Origin of the sequence: Streptomyces sp. HSG2, from assembly GCF_016598575.1 — a bacterium.
Lineage (GTDB): Bacteria > Actinomycetota > Actinomycetes > Streptomycetales > Streptomycetaceae > Streptomyces.
Genome location: NZ_CP066801.1, coordinates 5194096 through 5217721 on the forward strand (window position 1 = coordinate 5194096; position 23626 = coordinate 5217721).

Sequence of the window (23626 nt, forward strand, 5' to 3'; positions counted from 1 at the left end):
CAGGTCATCGGGGCGCGGACGGCGCAAACGGCTGGAATGGCCTAGAGACACGACTTTCTTGATTCACCTGTGTTGGCCTGCTACTTCGGCCTATCGTCTGGATCCATGTACGTGAGGACGACGAAGCGGGAGAACAAGTCCGGCACGGTCCGGTACCTGCATCTGGCCCACAACGAGTGGGATCCGGTGAAGGGGCGGGCGGTGCCGAAGGTGCTGTTCACCTTCGGCCGCGAGGACGACCTGGACCGCGAGGCGGTCAGGCGTCTGGTCATGTCTCTATCGAAGCTGCTGGAGCCGGGCGACGCGCTGGCCGCAACCGCGGCGTCGGACCTGGAGTTCGTCTCCTCGGTGCCGTTCGGCGGCGCCTATGTGCTCGACCAGCTGTGGCGCCGGTGCGGATCGACCAGATGTGGCCGGGTCGGGCAGCCCAAGCGAGGCCGGCGCCGGGACATGACCGCGACCGAGCGGGTGCTGTTCGCCCTGGTCGCCAACCGGGCGCTGGCCCCGTCGTCGAAGCTCGCGGCGGCGGAGTGGATCACGAACGACGTGCACATCGACGGCCTGGCCGAGACCGGCGAACAGCCCTGCTACCGGGCGATGGACTGGCTGCACGAGGTGCAGGACGACTTGGAGAAGCAGGTGTTCGACGAGGTCGCGAACCTGCTGAACCTGGAGGTCGACCTGCTGTTCTTCGATACCACCAGCACCTACTTCGAACTGGAGGAGCCCGACGAGCCCCTCGCCCGCAACGACGCGGGCCGGCGCCTGGACGCCGACGATGTGGACGACAACGAGGCCAGGCAGGCCGGGTTTCGGACCTACGGCAAGTCGAAGGACTCCCGCGACGACCTGCCGCAGATCGTGATCGGCATGGCCGTCACCAGGGACGGCATCCCGGTCCGCTGCTGGTGCTGGCCGGGCAACACCTCCGACCAGACGCTGATCCGGCAGGTCAAGGACGAGATGCGGGACTGGACCCTGTCCAAGATCGTGTGGGTGGCAGACCGCGGTTTCTCCTCCGCCGCCAACCGCCGCTACCTGCGCAAGGGCGACCACGCCTACATCATCGGCGAGAAGCTCCGCTCCGGAAGTCCCGAGGTGCAGGCCGCCCTGTCCCGCCAGGGCCGCTACCAGGACGTCGGCGAGAACATGCGCGTCAAGGAGGTGCGGATATCCGACACCGACCGGTTCGTCATCTGCCACAACCCTGAAGCGGCCGAGCGTGACCGGCACATGCGCGAACAACTCGTCGCCCAGCTGGCCGGCTTGATCGCCGACACCGACAAGCTCAGCGACTTCAAGCGGGGTGAACTACGCGGGAAGATCGCCGACAAGCCCGGCCTGAACCGCTACCTTCGCGCTACCCCGGCCGGCAAGCTCCGCGTCGACCAGGCGAAGATCAAGGCGGAGGAGAACCTCGACGGGAAGTACCTCCTGCGCTGCTCGGACCCCCACCTGAGCGCCGAGGACATCGCGCTGGGCTACAAGCAACTGCTCGAAGTCGAGCGCGGCTGGCGCGACATGAAGCAGATCATCGACCTGCGGCCCGTCTACCACCGCCTCGAAGAACGCATCCGAGCCCACGTCATCCTCTGCTGGCTCGCCCTCCTCCTCATCCGGATCACCGAGACCACCACCGGCAAGACCTGGCCGCACATCCGACGCGAACTCGACCGCCTCCATCTGGGCACCTTCACCGGCCGCACCGGCACGTTCCAGCAGGTCACCACCCTGACCAAGCCTCAGCGCGACCTACTCGCGAAGCTGGACATCCCCGCCCCCAAGCAGGTCGTCTCAGAGTGCGGAACGTGAGCTCTTGTCCGTTTCGTGATTGAGGGTTGGGGAAGGACCGCTGGTCGTGGGTTCGGGGTGGCCTTCAGGTCTCGGGGCGGGTGAACAAGCCGGGTTCAGGTTCGACGAGGATGCCGCGGCTGACCAGGCGTTTCAGTTTGGAGCGGATGCCTTCGGTGTTCTTCGGGAGGGTCGGCAGGTCGAGGGCCTGGCAGAGGTCGCGGGCGCGCATCGGTCGGCCCTCGTCGGCCAGGGCGGTGAGGATCTGCTGGTAGGCGGGGTGGTCCGGGATGTCGGGGCGGTCCGGCTCAGTGGCGGGTGTGGGCAGTGGGAGAGCGAGGAGGGTCTTGCGGGTGATGCGCAGGTTCTCGCTCTCCGCGTCGATCTCGCCGAGCCGCACTCTGAGAGTGCGGTATGTGGCGTTCTGTCGGTCTTGTCATCGCTCGATGGTGTGACGTTGGGGCATCGTTGCCGGTCAGGCGTTCGGGGTTCGCTTGGGTTGTGGCATGAGCATGCGCAAGCCGTACCCGAGTGATCTCACCGATGAGCAGTGGGAGCTCGTCGAACCCGTGATCACGGCGTGGAAGGCCCGGCATCCGTCGGTCAGCGGGCATCAGGGGAAGTACGCGATGCGGGAGATCGTGAACGCCATCCTCTACCAGAATCGCACGGGGTGTCAGTGGGAGTTCCTGCCCCACGACATGCCCCCGCCCGGAGCGGTGAAGTACTACTTCTACCTCTGGCGCGACGAGGGCACCGACCAGGACATTCACGACCTGCTGCGCTGGCATCTGCGAGAGAAGCGGAAACGATTAGCCGACCCGAGCCTGGTGATCCTGGACACGCAGAGCATCCACGCCGCAGTCGGCGTCCCGGCCACGACGACCGGCAAGGACGCCGCGAAAAGGGTGCCGGGGAGGAAGAGATGCCTGGCCGTGGACGTACTGGGCCTGGTCGTGGACTGCGTCGTCCTGCCCGCCTCCGCGCACGAGAACACCGCCGGCATCGCCCTGCTGGACGGTGTCGCCGGGCAGTGCGACACCGTGGCCAAAGCCCTGGTCGACCAGGGCTTCAAGAAGAAGGTCGTCGATCACGGCAAGAACGTGGGCATCGACGTCGAGATCGTCGAGCGCAACCCGGCCGGCAAGGGCTTCGTCGTGCAGGCCAAGCGGTGGATCGTGGAGCAGACGAACGGGATCCTGATGTTCTACCGCCGTCTCGTACGCGACTACGAACACCGGCCCGCCTCCTCCCGATCCCGCGTCTTCTGGGCGATGACCTCCGTGATGAGCCGCCGACTCACCGGAGCCACCCTCGCTTCCTGGAGGACCACGTGAGCGAGAACCCACAGGTCAAAGCCATCCTGGAACACATCGAAACCCGCGAGCGTGAACTAGCCGACCAGGCCGGGCAGTTCCGGGACCGCATCGAGGAGCTCAGAGTGCGGCTCGGCGAGATCGACGCGGAGAGCGAGAACCTGCGCATCACCCGCAAGACCCTCCTCGCTCTCCCACTGCCCACACCCGCCACTGAGCCGGACCGCCCCGACATCCCGGACCACCCCGCCTACCAGCAGATCCTCACCGCCCTGGCCGACGAGGGCCGACCGATGCGCGCCCGCGACCTCTGCCAGGCCCTCGACCTGCCGACCCTCCCGAAGAACACCGAAGGCATCCGCTCCAAACTGAAACGCCTGGTCAGCCGCGGCATCCTCGTCGAACCTGAACCCGGCTTGTTCACCCGCCCCGAGACCTGAAGGCCACCCCGAACCCACGACCAGCGGTCCTTCCCCAACCCTCAATCACGAAACGGACAAGAGCTCACGTTCCGCACTCTCACTTCAGCCCACACCTCGCTGACCAGCGAGAACACCACCGCCTAGAGACACGCCCTCCAGGCGGACACACGCATGTCCACCCAGGTCAGGCCCCAGATTCGCCTCTCCAGACTGCCGAATTACGTCGAACCCGGGCCACACATCGGCCGCAGAGAAACCCCCGAACGAATTTCGCTCCAACACGACATGGCTGAGCAGCCTCTGCACAGCACCAGGATGCGGACCCGGCTCAGCGCTTAGCCGCAGGTTCCCCCAGTCGGCCACGTCGGCATCCATCGCGATGGCCAGCAACACCACACACCGGAAGGCCACGAACGAGCCGGCCAGAGGCCAGGCACGCCACCACCGCACGACATACCCAGGGGCCAACCCATGGCCGCCGACACGATCTTGTATGTGAGGCGGCACCAACAGGAGCTGCGTTAGGAGTGGAGCAGCTCGACGCACCCCCAAGTCGGCACGCCATCGCTCGAAGCGCTCCCAAGACGCCAATACCCAGCGCTGAACCGGCCAAGGAAAGGACAGAAGCACTGGGACCACGACCACCCACAGAAGGGTCGCGATGAGAAGAAGACCAATCAGCACCTCGGGAGTCTCGCGCATCCCACCGCCAACAGCCTTGGTAACGGGGCCTTGACCCCGGATCCTGGACACCCGAGACACTTGGATCTTGAAGGTCCAGGAGAACGGATGTCCCGTGGTCATGAAGCACTACCCGCCTGAGTTCAAGGCGGACGCGGTCGCGCTGTACGAGTCGCGGCCCGGGGCGACGATCAAGTCGGTCGCCGCTGATCTGGGGGTCAACCCGGAGACGCTGAGGAACTGGATCCGGGCGGCCGGTGCCGCCCGTCCCCGTGGCCGCCGCCCGGAGGGTCCGGCGGTGCCGGAGCCTTCGCTTCAGGCAGAGCTCGCCGCCGCGCGGAAGAAGATCCGCGAGCTGGAGGAGGAACGCGAGCTCCTGCGGAAGGCCGCGAAGTATTTCGCCGGGGAGACGCGCTGGTGAACCGCTTCCAGTTCGTCTGCGACCACCAGCGCCGATACGGCGTGAAGCGGTTGTGCCAGGTCCTGGGCATCGCCCGCTCCAGCTTCTACTACTGGCGCCGGACCGCACCGGACCGGGCGGCCCGCCGGGCGGCCGACGCCCAGCTCGCCGCACGGATCCAAACCGTCCACCGGGAGTCGGACGGCACCTACGGTGTCCCCAGGATCACCGCCGAGCTCCGCGAGGACGGTGAGCGCGTCAACCACAAGCGCGTCGCCCGCCTCATGCGCACTGCCGGTATCGCCGGGACGCGCCTGCGCCGCAGACACCGCACCACGGTCCCGGACCCGGCCGCCGCGAAGGCGCCCGACCTGATCGGCCGGGACTTCACCGCCACGGAGCCGAACACCAGGTATGCCGGCGATATTACGTATCTCCCGCTGGAAGGTGGGAAGTTCCTCTATCTCGCCACGGTCATCGACCTCGCCTCGCGCCGCCTGGCCGGATGGGCGCTGGCCGATCACATGCGGACCGAGCTCGTCACCGATGCCCTGGACGCGGCGATACGGACCCGCGGCAGCCTCGCGGGGGCCGTCATGCACAGCGACCACGGGGCGCAATACACCAGTCGGGCCTTCGCCCACGCCTGCGCGAAGGCCGGTGTCCGCCAGTCCATGAGCGCGGTCGGCAGCTCGGCGGACAACGCGCTGGCCGAGTCCTTCAACGCGACGTTCAAGCGGGAAACCCTCCAAGGCCGCAAGAGCTGGTCCAGCGAGCGCGAAGCCCGGCTCGACGCCTTCCGATGGCTGAACCGCTACAACACCCGACGCCGCCACTCACGACTCGGACAACGCAGCCCGATCGCCTACGAGACGGCACTCGCCGCAACATCAACTACGCTGGCTCAAGCCGCATAGCCCGTGTCCAGGATTCGGGGTCAAGGCCCACGCGAGAGTCGACGCACTCCGGCCGCCGAGGTCTGGTCACCACCGGCCGCCGCAAGGGCAAGCGGCCGGAGAAGCTGCGCACCCAGGGCGGCTGGTCGAAGAACAGCCCGGTGTTCTGGGAGTACGTGGACGAGGGCGAGAAGTGGGAAGACAACGCAACCGAGGGGATCGGCCTGTGAAGAGGGAACTGTTGGGCACGCTGTGCGAGGGCACACCGCCGGTGGAGGCCCTGTTCTCCCGAAGCTACGGCGAAGTGACAAGTAGCTCCCTGTAATCAGCGTGACGCTAGGTCAGGGACAGCGGGGCGGGGTCCGGGGACTTCGCCGACCTGGAGGGCGCGCGGCCGATCAGAGGCAGCGAGCACGTGACCGAAAGCGGCCCCGGTACTGGTGTGATCGCCTAATCAACTGTCGCCAGTTCCCCGGGGGAACCCAGCCAGCTGGTCACCGACTGTGGTCGCCGGCGGCGTATCGCTTCAGGTTCTCCTGGTCTCGTTGCGGAGCCGGGTGGTGATCTTGTCGTGGTAGCCGAGCGAGTCCGCTACGACGGCGCGGGGCCGGAGAACAGCTGAGAATGGGGGGTGTTAACTTCCTTCCCGTGGCGGAGCACCAAGACGAGACCAGGGCGGCCTATGACGGGGTCGTCGAGCTGTATGCGTCGATGTTCGCTAATCGACTGGAGACCCAGCCGTTCGCGCGGAACATGATCGGCACCTTCGCCGAGCTGGTGCGCGGGACGGGGAATTCGCGGGTGGCCGACGTCGGCTGCGGGCCCGGACATCTGACGGCCATGCTGCACGACCTGGGGCTGGATGCCTTCGGGCTCGACCTCTCCCCGGCCATGGTCGACCACGCCCGGCGGGCCCATCCGGCGCTGAAGTTCGACGAGGCCCGGATGGAGGCCCTCCCAGTTGAGGACGGCGCGCTCGGCGGCGTGCTGGCCCACTACTCGATGATCCACACCCCTCCTGGGGAACTACCCGCGCTGCTCGCCGAGCAGGCGCGTGTCCTGGCACCAGGGGGCTTGCTCCTGGTTTCGTTCTTCGCGACCGACGGGCCCGAGCCGGTCCGCTTCGACCACAAGGTGACACCCGCCTATAGCTCAAGGCCGTGAAGTTAGGGTTCGGGAGCCGACGTCAAGATGTCGATGCTGATGGTGGCCTTGTACGTGTGGCGGTCGACTTTGATGCTCTTGTAGGCGTATCGGGACAAGGGCCGTTTGACCGCGCGGGGGCCGAGGCGGATTCGCCGGGCGGGCATGAGAGTGCCCAGGACCGCGTGCCCGATCGCGCCGACGAGGTCGATGACGGTGTCGGCGATCACGCCTTGAGCCTGGACGATCTGGTCACGGGCGGTGTTCAGGGCGATGGAGAAGCTGCATCGGTCGGGATCGGCGCCGGATGCCTGGGCAGCGTCGGCTATGGCGATCCGGATCACCTGGTAGGCGGTCAGGAGAGCGTAGATCTCCTGGGCGATGCCGGGCCAGGTCCGAGAGCGCAGGACGCGTCGGCCGAGCATCGATTTCTTGATCTCGAAGTAGGCCGATTCCACTTCCCAGCGCTCGTGATAGAGCCTGACCAGGTCGAATGCCGGGTGGGTGCGATGGTCAAGGAGCGTGGTGGCCAGCCGGTAGGCGCCGGTGCGGCGGCCCGCGCTGGTGGCGATGGTGATCTCGCAGATGATGACGCGGACCTCGATGTCACCGATCCTGGACAGGAACGAGCCGTCCGCAAAGACGGCCAGGACGGGCGGCTTGCGTCCCGAGGAGAGACGGGCGAGGAAGTCCGCTCCGGCGCCGGCGACGGTCGTCAGGAACGGATTGGAGGAGAATCCCCGGTCCAGCAGGACGATCATGTCGTTGGTCAGGGAGCGTGCCAGGCGGCGGCCCAGGACGGACTCGCCGGGCTTGCGGGGCCCGAAGACCGCGTCGATGACCGCGCGGGTGCCGCAGGCGACCAGGGCCACCAGCATGACCTGCGGGTATCCCGAGGCGGCGGTGTACTGGTTGGACCCCTTGCCCAGCTTGGCGCGGACCGCTTCGTCGTCGGCGACGTCCAGGTGGGTACCGTCGATCGCGACGACGAGCAGGCCCTTCCAGCGTGCTCCGGTCGTACGGATCGCGGAGACGGGTCCGCGCAGGACGTCGAACAGGGCTCGCATCGGGCGCACGCCGAGCCGGCAGCGGGCGTGCCACAGCGCGGTCGCGGTCACTTTCACCAGGGGCAGCCCCACCAGGGCGCCGGTGAGCTTGCGCCATACCTCGCGATAGCCGCAGTCTCGAACAGGGCTGCGGCCAGCAGCAGGTAGACAATGACCCGCGCGGGCAGTTTCCGCAGCCGTTGCTGGACCGTTCCGCACTCGACAAGCACGGCATCGACCAGCTCGAACGGAACGATCCGGGTCAACTCACCTAAGTGACCCGGGGCATAGAGTCCTTCGGCCACCTTGACGACACGCGTGATGGCAGACTGTCCGGACAGCGGAGCCTCCGGTGAGTGAACGGTTGTCTTGGTCGACTGCCAGTTCTACCGGGGCTCCGCTTCTTGCGTCTCCCGAACCCGCAGATCACAGCCCTATCGACAACCCAGCCCGGACCGTAACTTCACGGCCTTGGCCTATAGCTGGCCGGCGGACCGGTTCGCCGAGCTGCTGGCCGGGGCCGGGCTCGTCACGTTCGCCCGGCTGCTCCACGACCCGGCCTCCGAGCGGGGCTTCCTCGACGCCCACTTGCTGGCCCGCCTCCGCTAGAGCATGGCCTTCTACTGGTGGGCTCGCGTATTGGCCCCGAAGTCCTAGCTCAGACACCAGCCGCAAAGTGGCGGGGCGATCAGGTGCTCACTGCCGTTGTCTGCTCGTCGTGTTCGCGGAGCATCCGCATGACGGTGGCGGGGGAGGGGTGGCGGCCCTTCTTCGCGCCCTTGGTGATGACGAGCCGGGACGCCATCTCGCGCAGGCTCAGGCCCGTCTCCCGCAGGTGCAGCGCCATCGCCAGCATGTCACCGTCGGTCACCTTCATGCCGCCGATGGTCTTGCCCTTGGTGCGGGCGGTTTCGTGCCCCTCCAGCGTCTTGTCCCGGATGTAGTCGCGCTCCGCCTCCGCCATGGCGGCGAAGAACGCGAACAGGGCCGCTCCGTACCCGGCAGGGTCATGTCGGCCTTGGAGCGGGCCGGTCAGGAACTCCAGCTCGATGCCCGCGTCGCGCAGTTCCTCGGCGACCTTCAGCAGTTCCAGGGCGCCGCGGCCGAGGCGCTTCATCTCGTGCACGACCAGGGTGACCTTCGCGCCGAGGGCCCGGTACTCCCGGGCGGCGTCCAGCGCGGCCTTCATCTCGGGGCGTTCGCGGACCCGGGTGCTGATGCGCTCCTGGAACAGCCGGTGGACGTTCGCTGCGTTGAGGGCGTCGATCTGGGACTGGATCTCCTGCTGTGTGGTGGAGACGCGGGCGTAGCCGATGCGGATCTCGGCGTCGAGCGCGGGGCGGGCCGACGTCGGGGCCGGCAGTTCCCGCCAGGTGGCCCCAGGGTGGCGGACGGCCGGGGTGGCGACGCGCAGCTCGGAGCGGAGCGAGGGCACGGCCTGGAAGCGGGCGGTGTGGTAGCTGACGGCCACTTTCCCGGCCGACGTTCGGCACGGCGAGCCCGCCGGCGCCCGGCAGGTCGACATCGGGCAGGGGTGGGCCTCGACGAGGAGGTGCGGAGCGGTGTCCATGCCTCCACTGTTTCACGAGTCCGTTTCACCAATCAAGAGCTTGGAAACGGCCAATGAAACACTCCCCGACGTGATCCCCAAGGTCCGCGCGCGGTGTTGAAACAGGGACCACCTATGAAACGCCACAGCAGGTTTCCCGAAGCCTCGCCACCCAACGACGGACTGAGCGGGTACCACGCACAGCCATCGGCCGGTGTCAGCTGTCCATGCCGCCTGCGAAGGGCATCGTCTGCCAGCGGTCGACGGCAGGCTTGAGGTACTCCATCAGCTCGGGAAGCTGTGGGACCAGCGTGAGAGTGGCGACAACTCGCAGCATGCCCAGGGCGTTGACGAAGCCCAGGACCTCCTCATCGAGCGGCCTCGTGCCGTTGCGCTGCGCGCCGCGGTTGTAGGCGGATTCGTGCTCGGGTCCGAGAGCGGCCAGGTCCCACTCGACAGGCCCCAGGGTGACGAGTTCGAAGTCGGCGTACAGGTTGCCGTCCACCCCGGAGAAGATGTTCGCGGGCGGGGAGTCGCCATGGATGGGCTGGAGACCGATGCCCGGGAACCGGGCCTCAAAGGCCGCGCGTGAGCGCACGAGGGGTTCCAGGAGCTGCCACTCGCGGCGGGCACGGTCCAGCTCGGCCGCACCGATCAGGGCGGGGTGCTGGTGGAGCCGGGCGAGGCTTTCCGCGATGAACCGCGGATCGGCCGCGGACAGATAATCCAGGCGGCCGGGGTAGGTGCGCATTGCGGCGTGCAGGTCGGCGACGCTTTCGGCGTTCGCCACGTAGTCGGGTTCCGTGTCCCGGTCCTCCGGGACGAAGGGCCAGAACGTCATGGAGAGACCGCCGCGCTGCACGGGCTCCCGCGGCACGAGCGGACTGGGCACGATCACGGGGATTCCCTGGTCGGCCAGCCAACGTGTCACGTCCAGTTCGTCCTGCTGGCGGCGCGCGAGGGCGGCCAGATCTTCTGGGTGCGGCAGGACAGTGGGAATCCGGGCCACGACCGGCGAGGGCGCCAGGTGTACGACGACGGAGAAGACGTCGTGGAGCACCGTGGGGTCGGTGATGGTCAGTCCGAGCTCGCGCCCTGCCACGAGGGCCGCTTCGACGGCGGCGGAGGTGCGGGCGGCGACTTGCTGTGGTGTCAGGAAGGTGGTCATGACTCTATCGTTTCCGTGGGTCTTCTGGCTGTTGGGCAGGTCGGGGTGAGCGCCGTTCGTGGCAGAGGAGGGCCCGACGGGGGTCAGCGCCTGCGGCTGGTGCGCAGTTCCAGCTGATCCCCTTCGAAGCGCGCGCGGAAGCCGCGGTCGTGCGAGACCATGACCACCGCTCCCGGGTACGTCGCGAGCGCTGCCTGGATGTCCTCGACCAGATCGAGCGCGATGTGGTTGGTGGGCTCGTCGAGGACGAGGAGGTCCGCGGGCCGGGTCACCAGGCGGGCGATCTGCAGTCGCCGTTGCTGTCCCGCGGACAGCGCGGCAACCGGGACGTGCAGGTCCCCTTCTCGGAACAGCCCCAGGGCCAGGAGCTGTTCGGCGTACTCGTCCGGCAGCCCGGGCCACCCGGCGGCGAACGCGGCGAGCAGTGGCAGTCGGGTGGAGTGCGCGGGCAGTTCCTGCGCGAGGTAGCCGATCCTGGCGGGGCGGCGTGCCGTGCCCGCGTCCGGCTCCAGGTCGCCCGCCATGACGCGCAGGAGCGTCGTCTTGCCCGCGCCGTTCTCGCCCGTGACCAGAAGCCGCTGTCCGGGCACGATTGCAAGAAGCCCGTCCAGACGCAGCCGCCCGCCGACCCGTACGCCGTCGAACTCAGCGAGGGTGGAGCCCTGGGCGAGGCTGTCTGCCGCCGCCGGCGCCGTCGTGAAACGAAGCGGTGCCGGCGGCTGTGCCACCGGGTTGCGCCGCAGCTGGGCCAGACGCTCCCGGACGGAGCGCACCTGCCCGCCGAGCTTCGCCTCGCTGGACCGGCGGTGCTTGCCGAAACCCTGCTTCGGGTCGCGGCCGGTGCCGGCGAGTCGCCTTCCTGCGGCCTCGAGCAGCTCCTCCGTGCGAACCACCTCCTCGACCCAGTCCGCGTACCGCTGCTCCGCGCCGCGCCGGGCGGCGGCCTTCGCGGCGCGGTAGCCGGCCCAGCCGTCGCCGTACCGGCGCACCGTGCGCTCGTCCCCGTCGACCTCGAGAATCGTGGTGGCGATGCGCTCCAGGAAGCCGCGGTCGTGGGTGACGGCGACGACGGTGCCGCGGTGCGCGCGCAGGCGCTCCTCAAGCCAGCGCACGGCTGCCGCATCGAGGTGGTTGGTCGGCTCGTCGAGGAGCAGCAGTTCGGGAGAGGCGGCCAGTACACAGGCGAGCGCGAGCCTGGACTGCTCGCCGCCGGACAGCGAGCCGAGCACGCGGTCGCGGGTGATCCGGGCGAGCCCGAGCCCATGCATGGCGGCAGCCACGCGAGCGTCCGCCTCGTACCCGCCGCGTTCCTCGTACGCGATCAGCAGCTCGCCGTAGGCGGCGAGATCCCCTTCCGTCGCCTCTCCGAGGCGCATCTCCGCCACCCGCAACCGGCACTCCATGTCGTGCAAGTCAGCGAAGGCGAGGTCGACGGCGTCCTGCACGGTGCAGTCCGCATCGAGGTCAAGCGTCTGGGCCAGGTGGCCGGTGCCGCCGGCGAAGTTGACGGTGATCTCCCCGGAATCCGGCATCTCGACCGCGGCGAGCAGCCGCAGCAAGGTGGACTTGCCGGAGCCGTTCTCGCCGATGACGGCGGCCTTCTCGCCCGGACGGACGGTGAAGCAGACCTGGTCGAGGACAATCCGGGTGCCGTAGGACTTGGTGACGTTCTTGACAGACAGCTGCGCCACGGTAGCGGGGGCGACGGTGGACACGGAGGCATGGGCGCGGTCGCGCATATGGCTTTCCCTGGGCATACGAAGGGGCTACGGGCAGCAGAAGCGGCGGCGTCGGCCGTGCCCGGACTCAGACGAAGAAGAGGAAAGCCATGCCCCCACCGTAACAAGACGAATCGTCTCGCTTCAATTCGTACCTGCCGCGAAGTCCGTGATCCTCAACCCCCCTCGCTCATCCGAGGGGGGTGAGTCTGGGCAGCCCTTCATCGGTTCTCCGCGGACGATCGGGCGGCGTCCGCCGGGACGCGGGGGCGGGGCACCATGAGCCCCAGGTCGAGGCGCTTGTCCATGTCCAGGCGGAAGGTGCCGTACGGGTTGACGTTGGACCAGAACAGCGCGGTCAGGCCCCGCCGGTCCTCGTCCGAGAGCTTCTTGGCCCAGGCCGGTTCGGCCAGGATCTGCTGGATCAGCAGGGTGTTGACGTGGACGAGCGCGGACTGGAGCAGGTGCAGGGCAAGCATCGAGGTCTCGGCGTGCTCCTTGTCCGGGCCGGTCAGGGCGCCGTCCTTGCCGTAGTGCAGCACGGTGTTCGCGCTGTTCCAGTTCTCCACGACCTGGAGGCCGCCGTGAATCTCCCGGCGCAGGCCGGGGCTGGCGAGGTAGTCGCAGGCGAAGACGGTGCGGACGGCGCGGCCGAGTTCTTCGAGCGCGGCGTACGTGGGGTGCTTGGGGCCGCCGCGGGTGAAGCGCCGCAGCACCTGCTCCGCCTCCGCCGTTCCCAGGCGGAGCGAGGTCGCGTACTTCACCATCTGGTCGTACTGCTGCTCGATCAGCTCCCAGCGGATCGGCCGCGTCAGCGAGGCCCCGAGGGCGGGCCAACCGGGCGGGGCGTCGTCCGGACGGTACAGGCGGATGCTGCCGATGTTCTTCAGTCGCGGCAGCAGGCGGAAGTTCAGCAGCTCGGTGAACGCGAACCCGACCACCGAGGCGCCGTGCGTGTCGACGTAGTTGGACTCGATCTCGGCGTCCGTGCAGTGCCGCAGCACTCCCTCGATCATCGCCGCGACCTCGGACGACGAACAGGACTTGAGCTGGGAGTAGATGCAGACGTTCTTCCGTTCCACGTGCCAGTAGATCATCACGCCGTTGCCGCCGTACCGGGCGTGGTACTCGGTCATGAAGTTGCTGGACCAGGACCCGAACTTCTTCGAGTCCGACGCGCAGGCGTTGCCGCGACCCCACCAGGCAGCATCCCGGGCGGCGAACGTGCCGTTCACCAGCCTGGTCACGGCCGCACGGAGGTTGTCGACGGTGATGAAGTGCCGGCGCACGTGCCGCAGCGCGGCCTCGCTCTCGCCGTGCTCGCCGGTCGCCACGATCGCGCGGATGCCCATATTCGTGCCCAGCGCGAAGATGGCGAGCAGGAGGCGGCGCTGGAGGACGTCCCGCTCGATGCGCTCGTACGCGGCGACCGAGGAGAACTCCTCGGTGAAGCCGGTGAGGAAGTCGGAGTTCTTCAGCACGTCCAGCAGGTCCAGGACGCCCCAGCGGCGTACGACCTCGTCCTTGAGTGCTTGGAGGCCGGTGGGCTCGGCCAGCGGCTCCAGCTTCGGCACGGTGATCCACGGCTCGCCCTTGCGGGCGGTGACCTTCACCCCGCCCGCCGAGCCGTCCGCGAGCGCGGCCGAGAGCCCGTCCAGGCCCGCAGTCATGCGCTTCTTCAGGTCCGCGATGAACACCCTCGGGTTCAGCGGCTGGCGGATCGCGGCGTAGTGCACAGCGCGGGTGGCCTCGAAGTCGCCGGGCAGGTCGTCCTCCGGGTTGCACCACCGCGCGGCGCCCTCGACGTAGATCTCCCGGCGCCGGACCGCGTCCCGCAGCGCCACCAGCACACACAGCTCGTACGGGATGCGCTCGACGCGGCCCCTGTCGTCCACGACCGCCTCACGCCAGTCCCTGCGCACCACCCCGTCCATCGGCACCACGTCTGTGGCGTCGTAGAAGCGGGTCTTGCCGTCGACGCCGGCGTACTTCTCCAGCCCCGGGTTCGACGTAATTCGGCAGTCTGGAGAGGCGAATCTGGGGCCTGACCTGGGTGGACATGCGTGTGTCCGCCTGGAGGGCGTGTCTCTAGGCGGTGGTGTTCTCGCTGGTCAGCGAGGTGTGGGCTGAAGTGAGACGACCTGCTTGGGGGCGGGGATGTCCAGCTTCGCGAGTAGGTCGCGCTGAGGCTTGGTCAGGGTGGTGACCTGCTGGAACGTGCCGGTGCGGCCGGTGAAGGTGCCCAGATGGAGGCGGTCGAGTTCGCGTCGGATGTGCGGCCAGGTCTTGCCGGTGGTGGTCTCGGTGATCCGGATGAGGAGGAGGGCGAGCCAGCAGAGGATGACGTGGGCTCGGATGCGTTCTTCGAGGCGGTGGTAGACGGGCCGCAGGTCGATGATCTGCTTCATGTCGCGCCAGCCGCGCTCGACTTCGAGCAGTTGCTTGTAGCCCAGCGCGATGTCCTCGGCGCTCAGGTGGGGGTCCGAGCAGCGCAGGAGGTACTTCCCGTCGAGGTTCTCCTCCGCCTTGATCTTCGCCTGGTCGACGCGGAGCTTGCCGGCCGGGGTAGCGCGAAGGTAGCGGTTCAGGCCGGGCTTGTCGGCGATCTTCCCGCGTAGTTCACCCCGCTTGAAGTCGCTGAGCTTGTCGGTGTCGGCGATCAAGCCGGCCAGCTGGGCGACGAGTTGTTCGCGCATGTGCCGGTCACGCTCGGCCGCTTCAGGGTTGTGGCAGATGACGAACCGGTCGGTGTCGGATATCCGCACCTCCTTGACGCGCATGTTCTCGCCGACGTCCTGGTAGCGGCCCTGGCGGGACAGGGCGGCCTGCACCTCGGGACTTCCGGAGCGGAGCTTCTCGCCGATGATGTAGGCGTGGTCGCCCTTGCGCAGGTAGCGGCGGTTGGCGGCGGAGGAGAAACCGCGGTCTGCCACCCACACGATCTTGGACAGGGTCCAGTCCCGCATCTCGTCCTTGACCTGCCGGATCAGCGTCTGGTCGGAGGTGTTGCCCGGCCAGCACCAGCAGCGGACCGGGATGCCGTCCCTGGTGACGGCCATGCCGATCACGATCTGCGGCAGGTCGTCGCGGGAGTCCTTCGACTTGCCGTAGGTCCGAAACCCGGCCTGCCTGGCCTCGTTGTCGTCCACATCGTCGGCGTCCAGGCGCCGGCCCGCGCGTTGCGGGCGGGGGGGTCGGGCTCCTCCAGTTCGAAGTAGGTGCTGGTGGTATCGAAGAACAGCAGGTCGACCTCCAGGTTCAGCAGGTTCGCGACCTCGTCGAACACCTGCTTCTCCAAGTCGTCCTGCACCTCGTGCAGCCAGTCCATCGCCCGGTAGCAGGGCTGTTCGCCGGTCTCGGCCAGGCCGTCGATGTGCACGTCGTTCGTGATCCACTCCGCCGCCGCGAGCTTCGACGACGGGGCCAGCGCCCGGTTGGCGACCAGGGCGAACAGCACCCGCTCGGTCGCGGTCATGTCCCGGCGCCGGCCTCGCTTGGGCTGCCCGACCCGGCCCACGATCTGGTCGATCCGCAGCCGGCGCCACAGCTGGTCGAGCACATAGGCGCCGCCGAACGGCACCGAGGAGACGAACTCCAGGTCCGACGCCGCGGTTGCGGCCAGCGCGTCGCCCGGCTCCAGCAGCTTCGATAGAGACATGACCAGACGCCTGACCGCCTCGCGGTCCAGGTCGTCCTCGCGGCCGAAGGTGAACAGCACCTTCGGCACCGCCCGCCCCTTCACCGGATCCCACTCGTTGTGGGCCAGATGCAGGTACCGGACCGTGCCGGACTTGTTCTCCCGCTTCGTCGTCCTCACGTACATGGATCCAGACGATAGGCCGAAGTAGCAGGCCAACACAGGTGAATCAAGAAAGTCGTGTCTCTAGGCCATTCCAGCCGTTTGCGCCGTCCGCGCCCCGATGACCTGCACCTTCAGCCCGCAAGAGCCTCCAGGACCCTCGAATTACGTCGAACCCAGGCCAGCTGGCTGTGTCACTTTGTGAGGGAGTCATTTGGAGGCGGTTCCGGGAGTCGCCTCGTATGGCTCAGCAAGATCGATGTCAGTGAGTTTTGATGTCACTGACGACTCTGTTGCGCATTTTGGCTGGTGCTACGCGGCGAGTTGGTAGACGAGGCGGGACAGGCGGCTTGTCCAGGATCGTCTGGTGCGGTGGGGCTGGCGGCTGGCCCAGTGGGCGTCGAGCCGGATGATGTTGATCGCGGTGGCGGAGAAGGCGTGTTGGAGGGTGACCTTGGGCAGGCCGCGGTAGCGGGCCCGGCGCATCCCGGTGACGTCGAGGGCCTGGTTGATGGTGCCCTCGACACCTGCACGCAGGGCGTACTTGGCCTGCCAGGTGTCGCTCTTCTGCTCGGCGCGGGCGGCGGTGACGTGCTCGTGGACCTCGGGGGCCGCAGGGTGAGCATGCGATTGCCGCGGACGGCAGCGGTGCACCGCTCGCGGGAGGGGCAGGGGCGGCAGTCACCGCCGGCGAAGGCGATCACGATGGCGTCGCGGCCGTGCTGTTGCACGGGATACCAGCCGGTGCTGGTGCTGCCCTCGGGGCAGGTCACCTGGCGGGTGTTCCAGTCGATCCGGAACGCGGCCTTGTCGAAGCCCTCGGCCTCCCGTGCCTGGCGGGAGTGGTCGCCGAGGAGCGGGGTGATCATGGTGATGCCGTCGCGGGCCGCGTCGGTGACGAGGTCGGCGGAGGGGTAGCCGGAGTCGAGGTAGTGCTCGCCCGGCTTGACCTGGCGTTCGGCCAGGCGGTGCTGGATGGCGGCGGTGGCAGTCACGTCCGGCGCGGTCGAGGCGGTGGTGGCCACGTCCGTGATCAGGTGCGGGGCGCCGGCCGCGGCGGGAGCGGTGCCGTCAGTGCCGCCCGCACCGTCAGTGCCGTTGTCGTTGTCGCAGGTCTCGGTGAGGTGGACCTTGTAGCCGCACCAGAACAGCTCGTCTCCCTTCGCCGACCAGCGGGCATCCGCGTCGTAGGGCGAGGCGAGCCGCAGTTGTCCGGGCGGGACGCCGTCACTGTCGGCCTCCCGCTTCCTGACCACCTCCCGTCCCCGGGCGTTGCAGGTGACGTGGTAGGTCTGCACGAAGATCCGCCGCAGCAACTCCACCGGCTCCACTTCGCGCAGCCAAGCGGGGGCATCCGGCTCGCGCACGGCGCGCAGCAGCACGAGCGCGTCCTGCCCGTAGACCTCGGCGAGCCGGTCCCGCCTGGTCTTCGACGACGGCAGCCGCCAGGAATCCACGCGGGCCGCATACCGCAGCTCCCACTCGGCGATCCGCTCAGCCCCGAACCGGCCCGCCAGCCAGGACGGCGCCGCACCGGCCAGCGCCTCCAGCACCGCGCGCACGCTCTCCCCGGCCAGCTCCAGACGGTTCAGGTCCCGCACCGCACTGATCACGTGCGTGGAGTCCGTGCGCTGTTTCCCGCCCGCGCCGACCAGGCCCTTGCCGCGGCAGTGCTCCAGCAGCCGGTCGAAGACCAAGCGCTCCATGCCGTGCTCGACCAGCCGAGCCCGGAACCTCGCCAGCACCGTGAAGTCGAAACCGGTGTCGGTCAACTCCAGTCCCAGCGCGTACTTCCACGACAGGCGCTCACGCACCGCCTCCGCGGCCTGCCGGTCGGTCAGGTTCTCCGCGAACTGCAACACCGTGACCAGCGCCAGCATCCCCGGCGACAATCCCGCCGGCCCGCGCGCACCGAACGCCTCCGCGAACGGCTCGTCCGCGAACACCCCCGCCAACTCCTCCCGAACCCGCATCGCCAGCGAGCCGTCCGGGAACACCACCGCGGCCACCGCCGCCGTCAACTCCGGAACCTCTGGTAACCCCTGCGGCCGCATCGACACCGAGCACCGTCCTCCCCGGGCCCCGCAACAACCCGGCAGGACCCAACGGAACGATCATCCCCGACCCGACGAGCACCCCGCAGCAAAATGCGCAACAGAGTCACTGACCCGCCGTGGAAGACGGGCGAGACACGTGTTCGTCGCCAGCGAAGACGGTCGTGGCCCATAGCCGCCGCTGCCAGGGTGTGCTCATGAATACGACACCGGATGGACGGCCGATCCCGCCCGCGCATGCCGACGAGCGCACCATGCTGGAAGCATGGCTGGACTTTCACCGTGCGACTCTCGCCCTGAAGTGTTCGGGCCTCAAAGATGATCAATTACGGCTTGCTGCGGCGTCACCGTCGTCGATGACGCTGCTCGGTCTCGTTCAGCACATGGCCGAGGTGGAGCGCAACTGGTTCCAGCGTGTGTTCGCAGGTCTGACCGTGTCGCCAGTCTTCGGGGAGGGCAACTTCGACGGCTTCGCCCTTCAGCCGGAACGAGGACTCGACGAGGCGATGGCTGCCTGGCAAGGGGAGGTCGCCCGAGGTCGTGAGCTGATCGCTGACGCATCGCTGGATGACTCCGGCCAACTGTCCGAGCAGGAAGCGGGTCACGTCGGCGATCAGGGAGTCTCCCTGCGCTGGATATTGGTGCACATGATCGAGGAATACGCACGTCACAACGGTCATGCTGATCTCATCCGCGAGCAGGTCGACGGAGTCACCGGCGCGTGAGACGTGCTGGCGCGGTTGAAGCGACCGCGCCAGCACCCGGCAGCCCCTCTCAGCCGGCGGCGGCCTGCTCGGCCAGGGCTTTGGTGTGGGCGAGGCGGTAGGACTCGGTGCCGGTCTGGATGATCGCGCCGTTGAAGGTGAGACGGTCGACGATGGCAGCGCAGAGCCGGGGATCGGTGAAGGGGCCTTGACCCCGAATCCTGGACACGGGCTATGCGGCTTGAGCCAGCGTAGTTGATGTTGCGGCGAGTGCCGTCTCGTAGGCGATCGGGCTGCGTTGTCCGAGTCGTGAGTGGCGGCGTCGGGTGTTGTAGCGGTTCAGCCATCGGAAGGCGTCGAGCCGGGCTTCGCGCTCGCTGGACCAGCTCTTGCGGCCTTGGAGGGTTTCCCGCTTGAACGTCGCGTTGAAGGACTCGGCCAGCGCGTTGTCCGCCGAGCTGCCGACCGCGCTCATGGACTGGCGGACACCGGCCTTCGCGCAGGCGTGGGCGAAGGCCCGACTGGTGTATTGCGCCCCGTGGTCGCTGTGCATGACGGCCCCCGCGAGGCTGCCGCGGGTCCGTATCGCCGCGTCCAGGGCATCGGTGACGAGCTCGGTCCGCATGTGATCGGCCAGCGCCCATCCGGCCAGGCGGCGCGAGGCGAGGTCGATGACCGTGGCGAGATAGAGGAACTTCCCACCGTCCAGCGGGAGATACGTAATATCGCCGGCATACCTGGTGTTCGGCTCCGTGGCGGTGAAGTCCCGGCCGATCAGGTCGGGCGCCTTCGCGGCGGCCGGGTCCGGGACCGTGGTGCGGTGTCTGCGGCGCAGGCGCGTCCCGGCGATACCGGCAGTGCGCATGAGGCGGGCGACGCGCTTGTGGTTGACGCGCTCACCGTCCTCGCGGAGCTCGGCGGTGATCCTGGGGACACCGTAGGTGCCTTCCGACTCCCGGTGGACGGTTTGGATCCGTGCGGCGAGCTGGGCGTCGGCCGCCCGGCGGGCCGCCCGGTCCGGTGCGGTCCGGCGCCAGTAGTAGAAGCTGGAGCGGGCGATGCCCAGGACCTGGCACAACCGCTTCACGCCGTATCGGCGCTGGTGGTCGCAGACGAACTGGAAGCGGTTCACCAGCGCGTCTCCCCGGCGAAATACTTCGCGGCCTTCCGCAGGAGCTCGCGTTCCTCCTCCAGCTCGCGGATCTTCTTCCGCGCGGCGGCGAGCTCTGCCTGAAGCGAAGACTCCGGCACCGCCGGACCCTCCGGGCGGCGGCCACGGGGACGGGCGGCACCGGCCGCCCGGATCCAGTTCCTCAGCGTCTCCGGGTTGACCCCCAGATCAGCGGCGACCGACTTGATCGTCGCCCCGGGCCGCGACTCGTACAGCGCGACCGCGTCCGCCTTGAACTCAGGCGGGTAGTGCTTCATGACCACGGGACATCCGTTCTCCTGGACCTTCAAGATCCAAGTGTCTCGGGTGTCCAGGATCCGGGGTCAAGGCCCGACCTGGACGGCTGGACGCTCCACCGGCTCCGCCACAGTTCCCTCACCCACGACGCCGAGGGCGGCACCTCTACCCCGATGCTGCTGGCCCGCTCCCGCCACGCCTCCGTCCGCTCCCTGGAGCGGTACGCCCGTCCCGGCGTCGACGCGGTCGCCCGGCACGTCGCGGAGCGCGACCCTGCCGCACGTCGCCGGAACCGGTAGCGGGCGCGGCCCTACCTTGCACCGTGGGTCAGAGATAGGAGACCGGGGCCGTGATGGCAGACGGGGAGGTATTGCCAGTTCCAACTGCGGGTTCCGCTTCGCGAGCTGAGGGCCCTTCGGTCCCGGAAGACGGCGGCCTGCGCCCACTGCGCGACCCGGTCGCCGCCGGGCTTGACGACGAGGACGGCGCGAGGACTGACGAGGCCTTTTGCTCAGGCCTTCGGGGTCTCCTCCAGCCAGGTCGGATCTGTAACGAGAGCCTGCAACTCGTTGACGAGCCGTGTCGAGTGAAACCCATCCGCGGCGGCGTGGTGCACCTGTACTGCCAGGGGGAGCAGGACCCGGCCGTCTCGCTCGGTGTAGCGGCCCAGCGTGAAGATCGGCGCGAGGTGGTCCCAGCCGTTGCCGATGTTGAGGTTGAACCCGGTGAAGGACGCCCATGGCAGGCTCGACACGTCGAACGCGTTGGCCGGCAGCTTCCCCTGTGGGAAGAAGTCGGTGGCGCGACTGTGCTCCGCGAGCAGAGGGGCGGCTACGTCATGGAACGCTCCGAAGTCGGAATCGTAGGCGGCCCACACACACGCGAACGTCTCGCGTTCCGGGTTGAATACCGTGAAAGCAGGGTGCACGACAGGCCAGACGGCCGGCTCACCCGACGTAGTGAGACACATCTTGAACTCATCGTGACGGTTGACAACCGTGGAAAGTGCCCAGACTTGCGCGATGTAGGACTTACGTCGCGATCGACGCAACGCCGCAGTGAACGCGGTGACGTCCAACTCCACCGTCATCGAGTACGTGCACGGTACGAGCCGACGATAGTGCTCGAAGTGCTGTCGGCGCGGCCACGTGTCGACGTCGATCGGGGTAGGAGCGTCCATCCGCTCATCATGCCAGCCGTCGAGTTTTGGACCCAACCGATTGACGAGACCGCCGGTTCGGACAGAGAGCCGGAAGCCGATCAGCACATCTCCTCCAACCGGCCGTGGAGGGCGCCCCAGCCCTCGGGGCCCTGCCCGGCCAGGACGGCGGCGGTCGTACTCGGCCTGGGCGAGGGTGTTGCCCTCGGCGTCGAGGAGGTGCAGGACGTTGTTGGCGCCGAGGTCCTGCCAGTCGTAGCGGTGGCGGGCGGTGTTGCGGAAGCGGGCGCTGTCGGGGCTGGGTCGGCGGGGGTCGTCCTCGTACCACGCCTCGACCATCCACGAGCGGTAGTCCGGTCGCAGCTGCTCGACCAGGGCGCGGAGTTCCCGGCGGGGCCGGGGGATCTGGTCGGCGTCGCGCAGGTAGAGCGGATCGTCGCTGGCGGGGTCGCCGTGGTAGCGGACCACGGCGGCCACGGGGTGGACGAGTTCGCTCCCCCACGCGTCGCGGAGGGCCTGGCGCTCGTCGGCGGCGGCCTGGCGGCGGGCGAGTTCGGCCTGGTGGCGCTGGCGGGCCTCCCACCACTCGGCGGCCTCGGGCGGCAGCAGCACCGCGAGGGGCCGGCCGTGCCGGGTGATGAGGGTCGCCTCGCCCTGGGCTGCGTCCTCCAGAAGCTGGGTCAGTTGTGCCCGCGCTTCGCGGACTCCGTTCTCACGCACAAGCCATTGTGTACACAACTCGGGAAGCGGAACGGCCTCTACCGCCGGTTGCGGTTCCGTTGATCCTCGCCCTGGGGGCTGGCTGATTCGGCGGTAGCCCAGCGGTCGGGCGATCACGGACGCGAGAATGGGCCCCTGTGTCGAGGTCAACTCAGGGGGCCCTCAATGGTGTTCTTGCTGTTCCAGGCTGCTCGGGCGCAAGTGGACGTGGCGGGTGATCGGCGCCTTCGTGCTGTTCGCCATGGTGGCGGGCTGCCTCCACAGCTGAGGCGTCAGGAGAGGCCGAAGTCGCTGGGGCGTCCGGCCGCGACGCGTGCGCCGGCCAGCTTGCCCTCGCTCGCGGCGACGGCCAGGGCGGCGGCCTGCTCGACCTCGGGGGCGTCGTGGCTGCCCGCGGCGTCTCCGCCGAGGAGCAGGACCTGGTGCCCGTCGAGCACGGCCTTGACCCACCCGGCGGGCGGCCTGGGGAGCGTGCCCGCGTAGAACTTCTCCCCGGTCGGCGTCAGGACGGCGAGCTGCAGGTCGCGGCCGTGGGGCTGGAACACGGCCACCCACTCGGCCAGTGGCTCGGCGTCGAGCTCGGCGGTGACGAGCTGGAATCCGTTCTCCAGCAGGGCCTGCATGAACACGTTGCGCGGCTCCGACCCGTAGGTGCCGGAGTCGGTGAGCGGCGTCATCACCATGCGGGCGACGAGCACGGGTGTGCCCTCGACGATGCCCGCGGCCATCGTCATGTCGAGCCCGTCCTCGGGCTGCACGAGCGCGGCCTCGGCCTCGGCGTTCAGCTCGATGATCCGCGACGGCGCACAGCGGTCGTGCACGAACCAGATCCCGCCGGCGCCCATGGGTCCCATGCCCAGCACCACGTTGACCGGCCCGGCGTCGAGCGGCTGCTGGCACTCGATGCACGTGCCCTCGGTGATGCCGCGGGCCTGCACGGCCATCTGCGGGCCGAGGGCCTGCTTGACCTCCGGGCTCATCCGTACGGCCAGTGTCATGGCCGGCTCCCCTCCGTTGTGCCGATGACCTCGGCGTTCTCGTTCTCCGGCCACGGTACCGGCGTGGTCCTGGTGCTCATCCCTGGTTGCGTCGGCGGGCGCGCTTCTCGGCGCGGGCCTTGGCCACGGCGGCCTGCCAGCTGATCTCGGAGGACGACAGGGCGCGCGGGGCGTCGAGGGCGCGGCGCGCGGCCATCTGTGCCTCGTGGACCTCCTCGGGCTCCCGGGCGGCCCACCGCCGGGTCGGGCTCTGCTCAGCGAACCGTTCGAGGCCCCACCGCCCGGTGAGCTCGCGGCGCGTGGACTCCTCGGCGGCCTGCTTCGCCTGGGCGGCCAGCTCGGCCTCGGCGGCCAGGCGGGCGGCCTCGCGGCGGCGCTCCTGCTCCCGCAGGTCCTCCAGCCGGTCGAAGTCCGGCGGGGCCTGGACGACGGCGTTGGCGCGGGCCCGGCGGCGCTCCAGCTCGGCCGGGGTCATGTTGTCCCACCGCTCGACGTGGGCGGCGGGCACGACCTCGCGGCGGCGGCCGTAGCCGTGCTGGTTCTTCCAGGGCCCCGGCGAGTGCCTGAATTGCCCCAGCTTGGGGTGTTGATCTCGGTGGTGGGCCCCGGAAGCAGGCGAACACGGCACCTGTGGATCATGGAGTTCTCTACGCT

At 68.8% G+C, this 23626-nt stretch carries 20 protein-coding genes and 4 pseudogenes; 8 read left to right on the forward strand and 16 right to left on the reverse strand.

What is annotated here, in order from left to right; all coding sequences use genetic code 11:
* Nucleotides 1–105: 105 nt before the first annotated feature.
* Nucleotides 106–1812 carry an IS1634 family transposase gene (locus tag JEK78_RS22605; RefSeq protein WP_200262012.1) on the forward strand — a complete coding sequence of 569 codons (1707 nt, stop codon included), beginning with the start codon at nucleotides 106–108 and terminating at the stop codon, nucleotides 1810–1812.
* Nucleotides 1813–1876: 64 nt separating this feature from the next.
* Here JEK78_RS22605 and JEK78_RS22610 read toward each other — a convergent pair whose 3' ends face one another.
* A complete protein-coding gene (locus tag JEK78_RS22610) occupies nucleotides 1877–2191 on the reverse strand; it encodes a hypothetical protein (RefSeq protein ID WP_200259767.1) in 315 nt (104 codons plus the stop codon).
* Between the two features lie 106 nt (nucleotides 2192–2297).
* On the opposite strand from JEK78_RS22610, the gene JEK78_RS22615 reads away from it, so the two are divergent.
* The 4 genes and pseudogenes from JEK78_RS22615 to JEK78_RS22630 form a co-directional block, all read left to right on the forward strand.
* Nucleotides 2298–3128 carry an IS5 family transposase gene (locus tag JEK78_RS22615; RefSeq protein ID WP_200259770.1) on the forward strand — a complete coding sequence of 277 codons (831 nt, stop codon included), beginning with the start codon at nucleotides 2298–2300 and terminating at the stop codon, nucleotides 3126–3128.
* The gene (locus tag JEK78_RS22620) at nucleotides 3125–3547 is read left to right on the forward strand and encodes a hypothetical protein (RefSeq protein ID WP_200259772.1); all 423 of its coding nucleotides are present in this window, start codon (nucleotides 3125–3127) and stop codon (nucleotides 3545–3547) included. The genes JEK78_RS22615 and JEK78_RS22620 overlap by 4 nt, the downstream gene beginning before the upstream one ends.
* 778 nt (nucleotides 3548–4325) lie before the next feature.
* Nucleotides 4326–5527, forward strand: a protein-coding gene (locus JEK78_RS22625; RefSeq protein WP_200264315.1) for an IS3 family transposase whose coding sequence is annotated in 2 segments (ribosomal slippage) — nucleotides 4326–4617 and nucleotides 4617–5527 — 1203 coding nt in all. Because the reading frame shifts where the segments join, the coding sequence is not laid out codon by codon here.
* Between the two features lie 627 nt (nucleotides 5528–6154).
* Nucleotides 6155–6658 (forward strand): annotated as a pseudogene (locus JEK78_RS22630) (class I SAM-dependent methyltransferase); the annotation flags it as partial.
* 14 nt (nucleotides 6659–6672) lie between these two features.
* On the opposite strand, the gene JEK78_RS22635 reads toward JEK78_RS22630, so the two are convergent.
* Both JEK78_RS22635 and JEK78_RS23565 read right to left on the reverse strand, forming a co-directional pair.
* Nucleotides 6673–7788 (reverse strand): IS4 family transposase, encoded by a 1116-nt coding sequence (locus JEK78_RS22635; protein ID WP_242483190.1) that lies wholly within the window; start codon nucleotides 7786–7788, stop codon nucleotides 6673–6675.
* Nucleotides 7770–8000: a transposase domain-containing protein gene (locus JEK78_RS23565; protein ID WP_347341195.1), complete on the reverse strand. Its 231-nt coding sequence runs from the start codon at nucleotides 7998–8000 to the stop codon at nucleotides 7770–7772. The genes JEK78_RS22635 and JEK78_RS23565 overlap by 19 nt, the downstream gene beginning before the upstream one ends.
* A gap of 169 nt (nucleotides 8001–8169) precedes the next feature.
* Between JEK78_RS23565 and JEK78_RS22640 the strand changes: the two are divergent.
* Nucleotides 8170–8304, forward strand: a pseudogene (locus JEK78_RS22640) (SAM-dependent methyltransferase); the annotation flags it as partial.
* Nucleotides 8305–8383: 79 nt separating this feature from the next.
* Here JEK78_RS22640 and JEK78_RS22645 read toward each other — a convergent pair.
* From JEK78_RS22645 to JEK78_RS22670, 8 genes and pseudogenes are all read right to left on the reverse strand, one after another.
* The gene (locus JEK78_RS22645; RefSeq protein ID WP_242483191.1) at nucleotides 8384–9265 is read right to left on the reverse strand and encodes a recombinase family protein; all 882 of its coding nucleotides are present in this window, start codon (nucleotides 9263–9265) and stop codon (nucleotides 8384–8386) included.
* A gap of 196 nt (nucleotides 9266–9461) precedes the next feature.
* Nucleotides 9462–10412: a phosphotransferase gene (locus tag JEK78_RS22650; protein ID WP_200262013.1), complete on the reverse strand. Its 951-nt coding sequence runs from the start codon at nucleotides 10410–10412 to the stop codon at nucleotides 9462–9464.
* An 83-nt stretch (nucleotides 10413–10495) separates the two neighbouring features.
* Nucleotides 10496–12151: an ABC-F family ATP-binding cassette domain-containing protein gene (locus JEK78_RS22655; protein ID WP_200264317.1), complete on the reverse strand. Its 1656-nt coding sequence runs from the start codon at nucleotides 12149–12151 to the stop codon at nucleotides 10496–10498.
* A 200-nt stretch (nucleotides 12152–12351) separates the two neighbouring features.
* Nucleotides 12352–14064, reverse strand: a complete 1713-nt coding sequence (locus tag JEK78_RS22660) for a Tn3 family transposase (protein ID WP_242483444.1) — start codon at nucleotides 14062–14064, stop codon at nucleotides 12352–12354.
* A gap of 177 nt (nucleotides 14065–14241) precedes the next feature.
* Nucleotides 14242–15279 carry an IS1634 family transposase gene (locus JEK78_RS23570; RefSeq protein WP_242483192.1) on the reverse strand — a complete coding sequence of 346 codons (1038 nt, stop codon included), beginning with the start codon at nucleotides 15277–15279 and terminating at the stop codon, nucleotides 14242–14244.
* A complete protein-coding gene (locus tag JEK78_RS23575) occupies nucleotides 15195–15953 on the reverse strand; it encodes a hypothetical protein (protein WP_242483193.1) in 759 nt (252 codons plus the stop codon). The genes JEK78_RS23570 and JEK78_RS23575 overlap by 85 nt, the downstream gene beginning before the upstream one ends.
* Nucleotides 15954–16241: 288 nt before the next feature.
* Nucleotides 16242–16583, reverse strand: coding sequence for a transposase (locus tag JEK78_RS23580; protein ID WP_242483445.1), 342 nt, complete (start codon nucleotides 16581–16583; stop codon nucleotides 16242–16244).
* Between the two features lie 11 nt (nucleotides 16584–16594).
* Nucleotides 16595–17983: pseudogene (locus JEK78_RS22670) on the reverse strand (transposase); the annotation flags it as partial.
* 197 nt (nucleotides 17984–18180) lie between these two features.
* On the opposite strand from JEK78_RS22670, the gene JEK78_RS22675 reads away from it, so the two are divergent.
* Nucleotides 18181–18708 (forward strand): DinB family protein, encoded by a 528-nt coding sequence (locus JEK78_RS22675; protein WP_200262014.1) that lies wholly within the window; start codon nucleotides 18181–18183, stop codon nucleotides 18706–18708.
* Between the two features lie 49 nt (nucleotides 18709–18757).
* Here the strand turns inward: JEK78_RS22675 and JEK78_RS22680 are convergent.
* Together JEK78_RS22680 and JEK78_RS22685 are read right to left on the reverse strand one after the other, a co-directional pair.
* Nucleotides 18758–18889: pseudogene (locus tag JEK78_RS22680) on the reverse strand (ATP-binding protein); the annotation flags it as partial.
* 30 nt (nucleotides 18890–18919) lie between these two features.
* Nucleotides 18920–20121 (reverse strand): IS3 family transposase gene (locus tag JEK78_RS22685; protein WP_200262015.1). Its coding sequence is split into 2 segments (ribosomal slippage): nucleotides 18920–19830 and nucleotides 19830–20121, totalling 1203 coding nucleotides; the frame shifts between segments, so codons are not numbered across the junction.
* Between JEK78_RS22685 and JEK78_RS23590 the strand changes: the two genes are divergently transcribed.
* On the forward strand, nucleotides 20107–20394 hold the full coding sequence (locus JEK78_RS23590; protein WP_242483194.1) for a hypothetical protein: 288 nt from the start codon (nucleotides 20107–20109) through the stop codon (nucleotides 20392–20394). The two genes, JEK78_RS22685 and JEK78_RS23590, sit on opposite strands and share 15 nt — an antisense overlap.
* Nucleotides 20395–20606: 212 nt before the next feature.
* On the opposite strand, the gene catA is transcribed toward JEK78_RS23590, so the two are convergent.
* The 3 genes from catA to JEK78_RS22705 all read right to left on the reverse strand — a co-directional run bounded on the left by catA (nucleotide 20607) and on the right by JEK78_RS22705 (nucleotide 23600).
* Nucleotides 20607–21974 (reverse strand): type A chloramphenicol O-acetyltransferase, encoded by a 1368-nt coding sequence (gene catA / locus JEK78_RS22695; RefSeq protein WP_200262016.1) that lies wholly within the window; start codon nucleotides 21972–21974, stop codon nucleotides 20607–20609.
* A gap of 272 nt (nucleotides 21975–22246) precedes the next feature.
* The gene (locus JEK78_RS22700; protein ID WP_200262017.1) at nucleotides 22247–22972 is read right to left on the reverse strand and encodes a hypothetical protein; all 726 of its coding nucleotides are present in this window, start codon (nucleotides 22970–22972) and stop codon (nucleotides 22247–22249) included.
* Nucleotides 22973–23048: 76 nt separating this feature from the next.
* Nucleotides 23049–23600, reverse strand: a complete 552-nt coding sequence (locus JEK78_RS22705) for a hypothetical protein (protein WP_200262018.1) — start codon at nucleotides 23598–23600, stop codon at nucleotides 23049–23051.
* Nucleotides 23601–23626 lie beyond the last annotated feature (26 nt).

Excerpts from the sequence above, each read along its gene's own strand:
- JEK78_RS22605 (WP_200262012.1), top strand. The coding sequence starts at position 106 with ATGTACGTGAGGACGACGAAGCGGGAGAACAAGTCCGGCACGGTCCGG.
- JEK78_RS22615 (WP_200259770.1), top strand. The coding sequence starts at position 2,298 with ATGAGCATGCGCAAGCCGTACCCGAGTGATCTCACCGATGAGCAGTGG.
- JEK78_RS22645 (WP_242483191.1), bottom strand. The coding sequence starts at position 9,265 with ATGGACACCGCTCCGCACCTCCTCGTCGAGGCCCACCCCTGCCCGATG.
- JEK78_RS22650 (WP_200262013.1), bottom strand. The coding sequence starts at position 10,412 with ATGACCACCTTCCTGACACCACAGCAAGTCGCCGCCCGCACCTCCGCC.
- JEK78_RS22655 (WP_200264317.1), bottom strand. The coding sequence starts at position 12,151 with ATGCGCGACCGCGCCCATGCCTCCGTGTCCACCGTCGCCCCCGCTACC.
- JEK78_RS22660 (WP_242483444.1), bottom strand. The coding sequence starts at position 14,064 with ATGGACGGGGTGGTGCGCAGGGACTGGCGTGAGGCGGTCGTGGACGAC.
- JEK78_RS23575 (WP_242483193.1), bottom strand. The coding sequence starts at position 15,953 with ATGTACGTGAGGACGACGAAGCGGGAGAACAAGTCCGGCACGGTCCGG.
- JEK78_RS22675 (WP_200262014.1), top strand. The coding sequence starts at position 18,181 with ATGAATACGACACCGGATGGACGGCCGATCCCGCCCGCGCATGCCGAC.
- JEK78_RS22700 (WP_200262017.1), bottom strand. The coding sequence starts at position 22,972 with ATGACACTGGCCGTACGGATGAGCCCGGAGGTCAAGCAGGCCCTCGGC.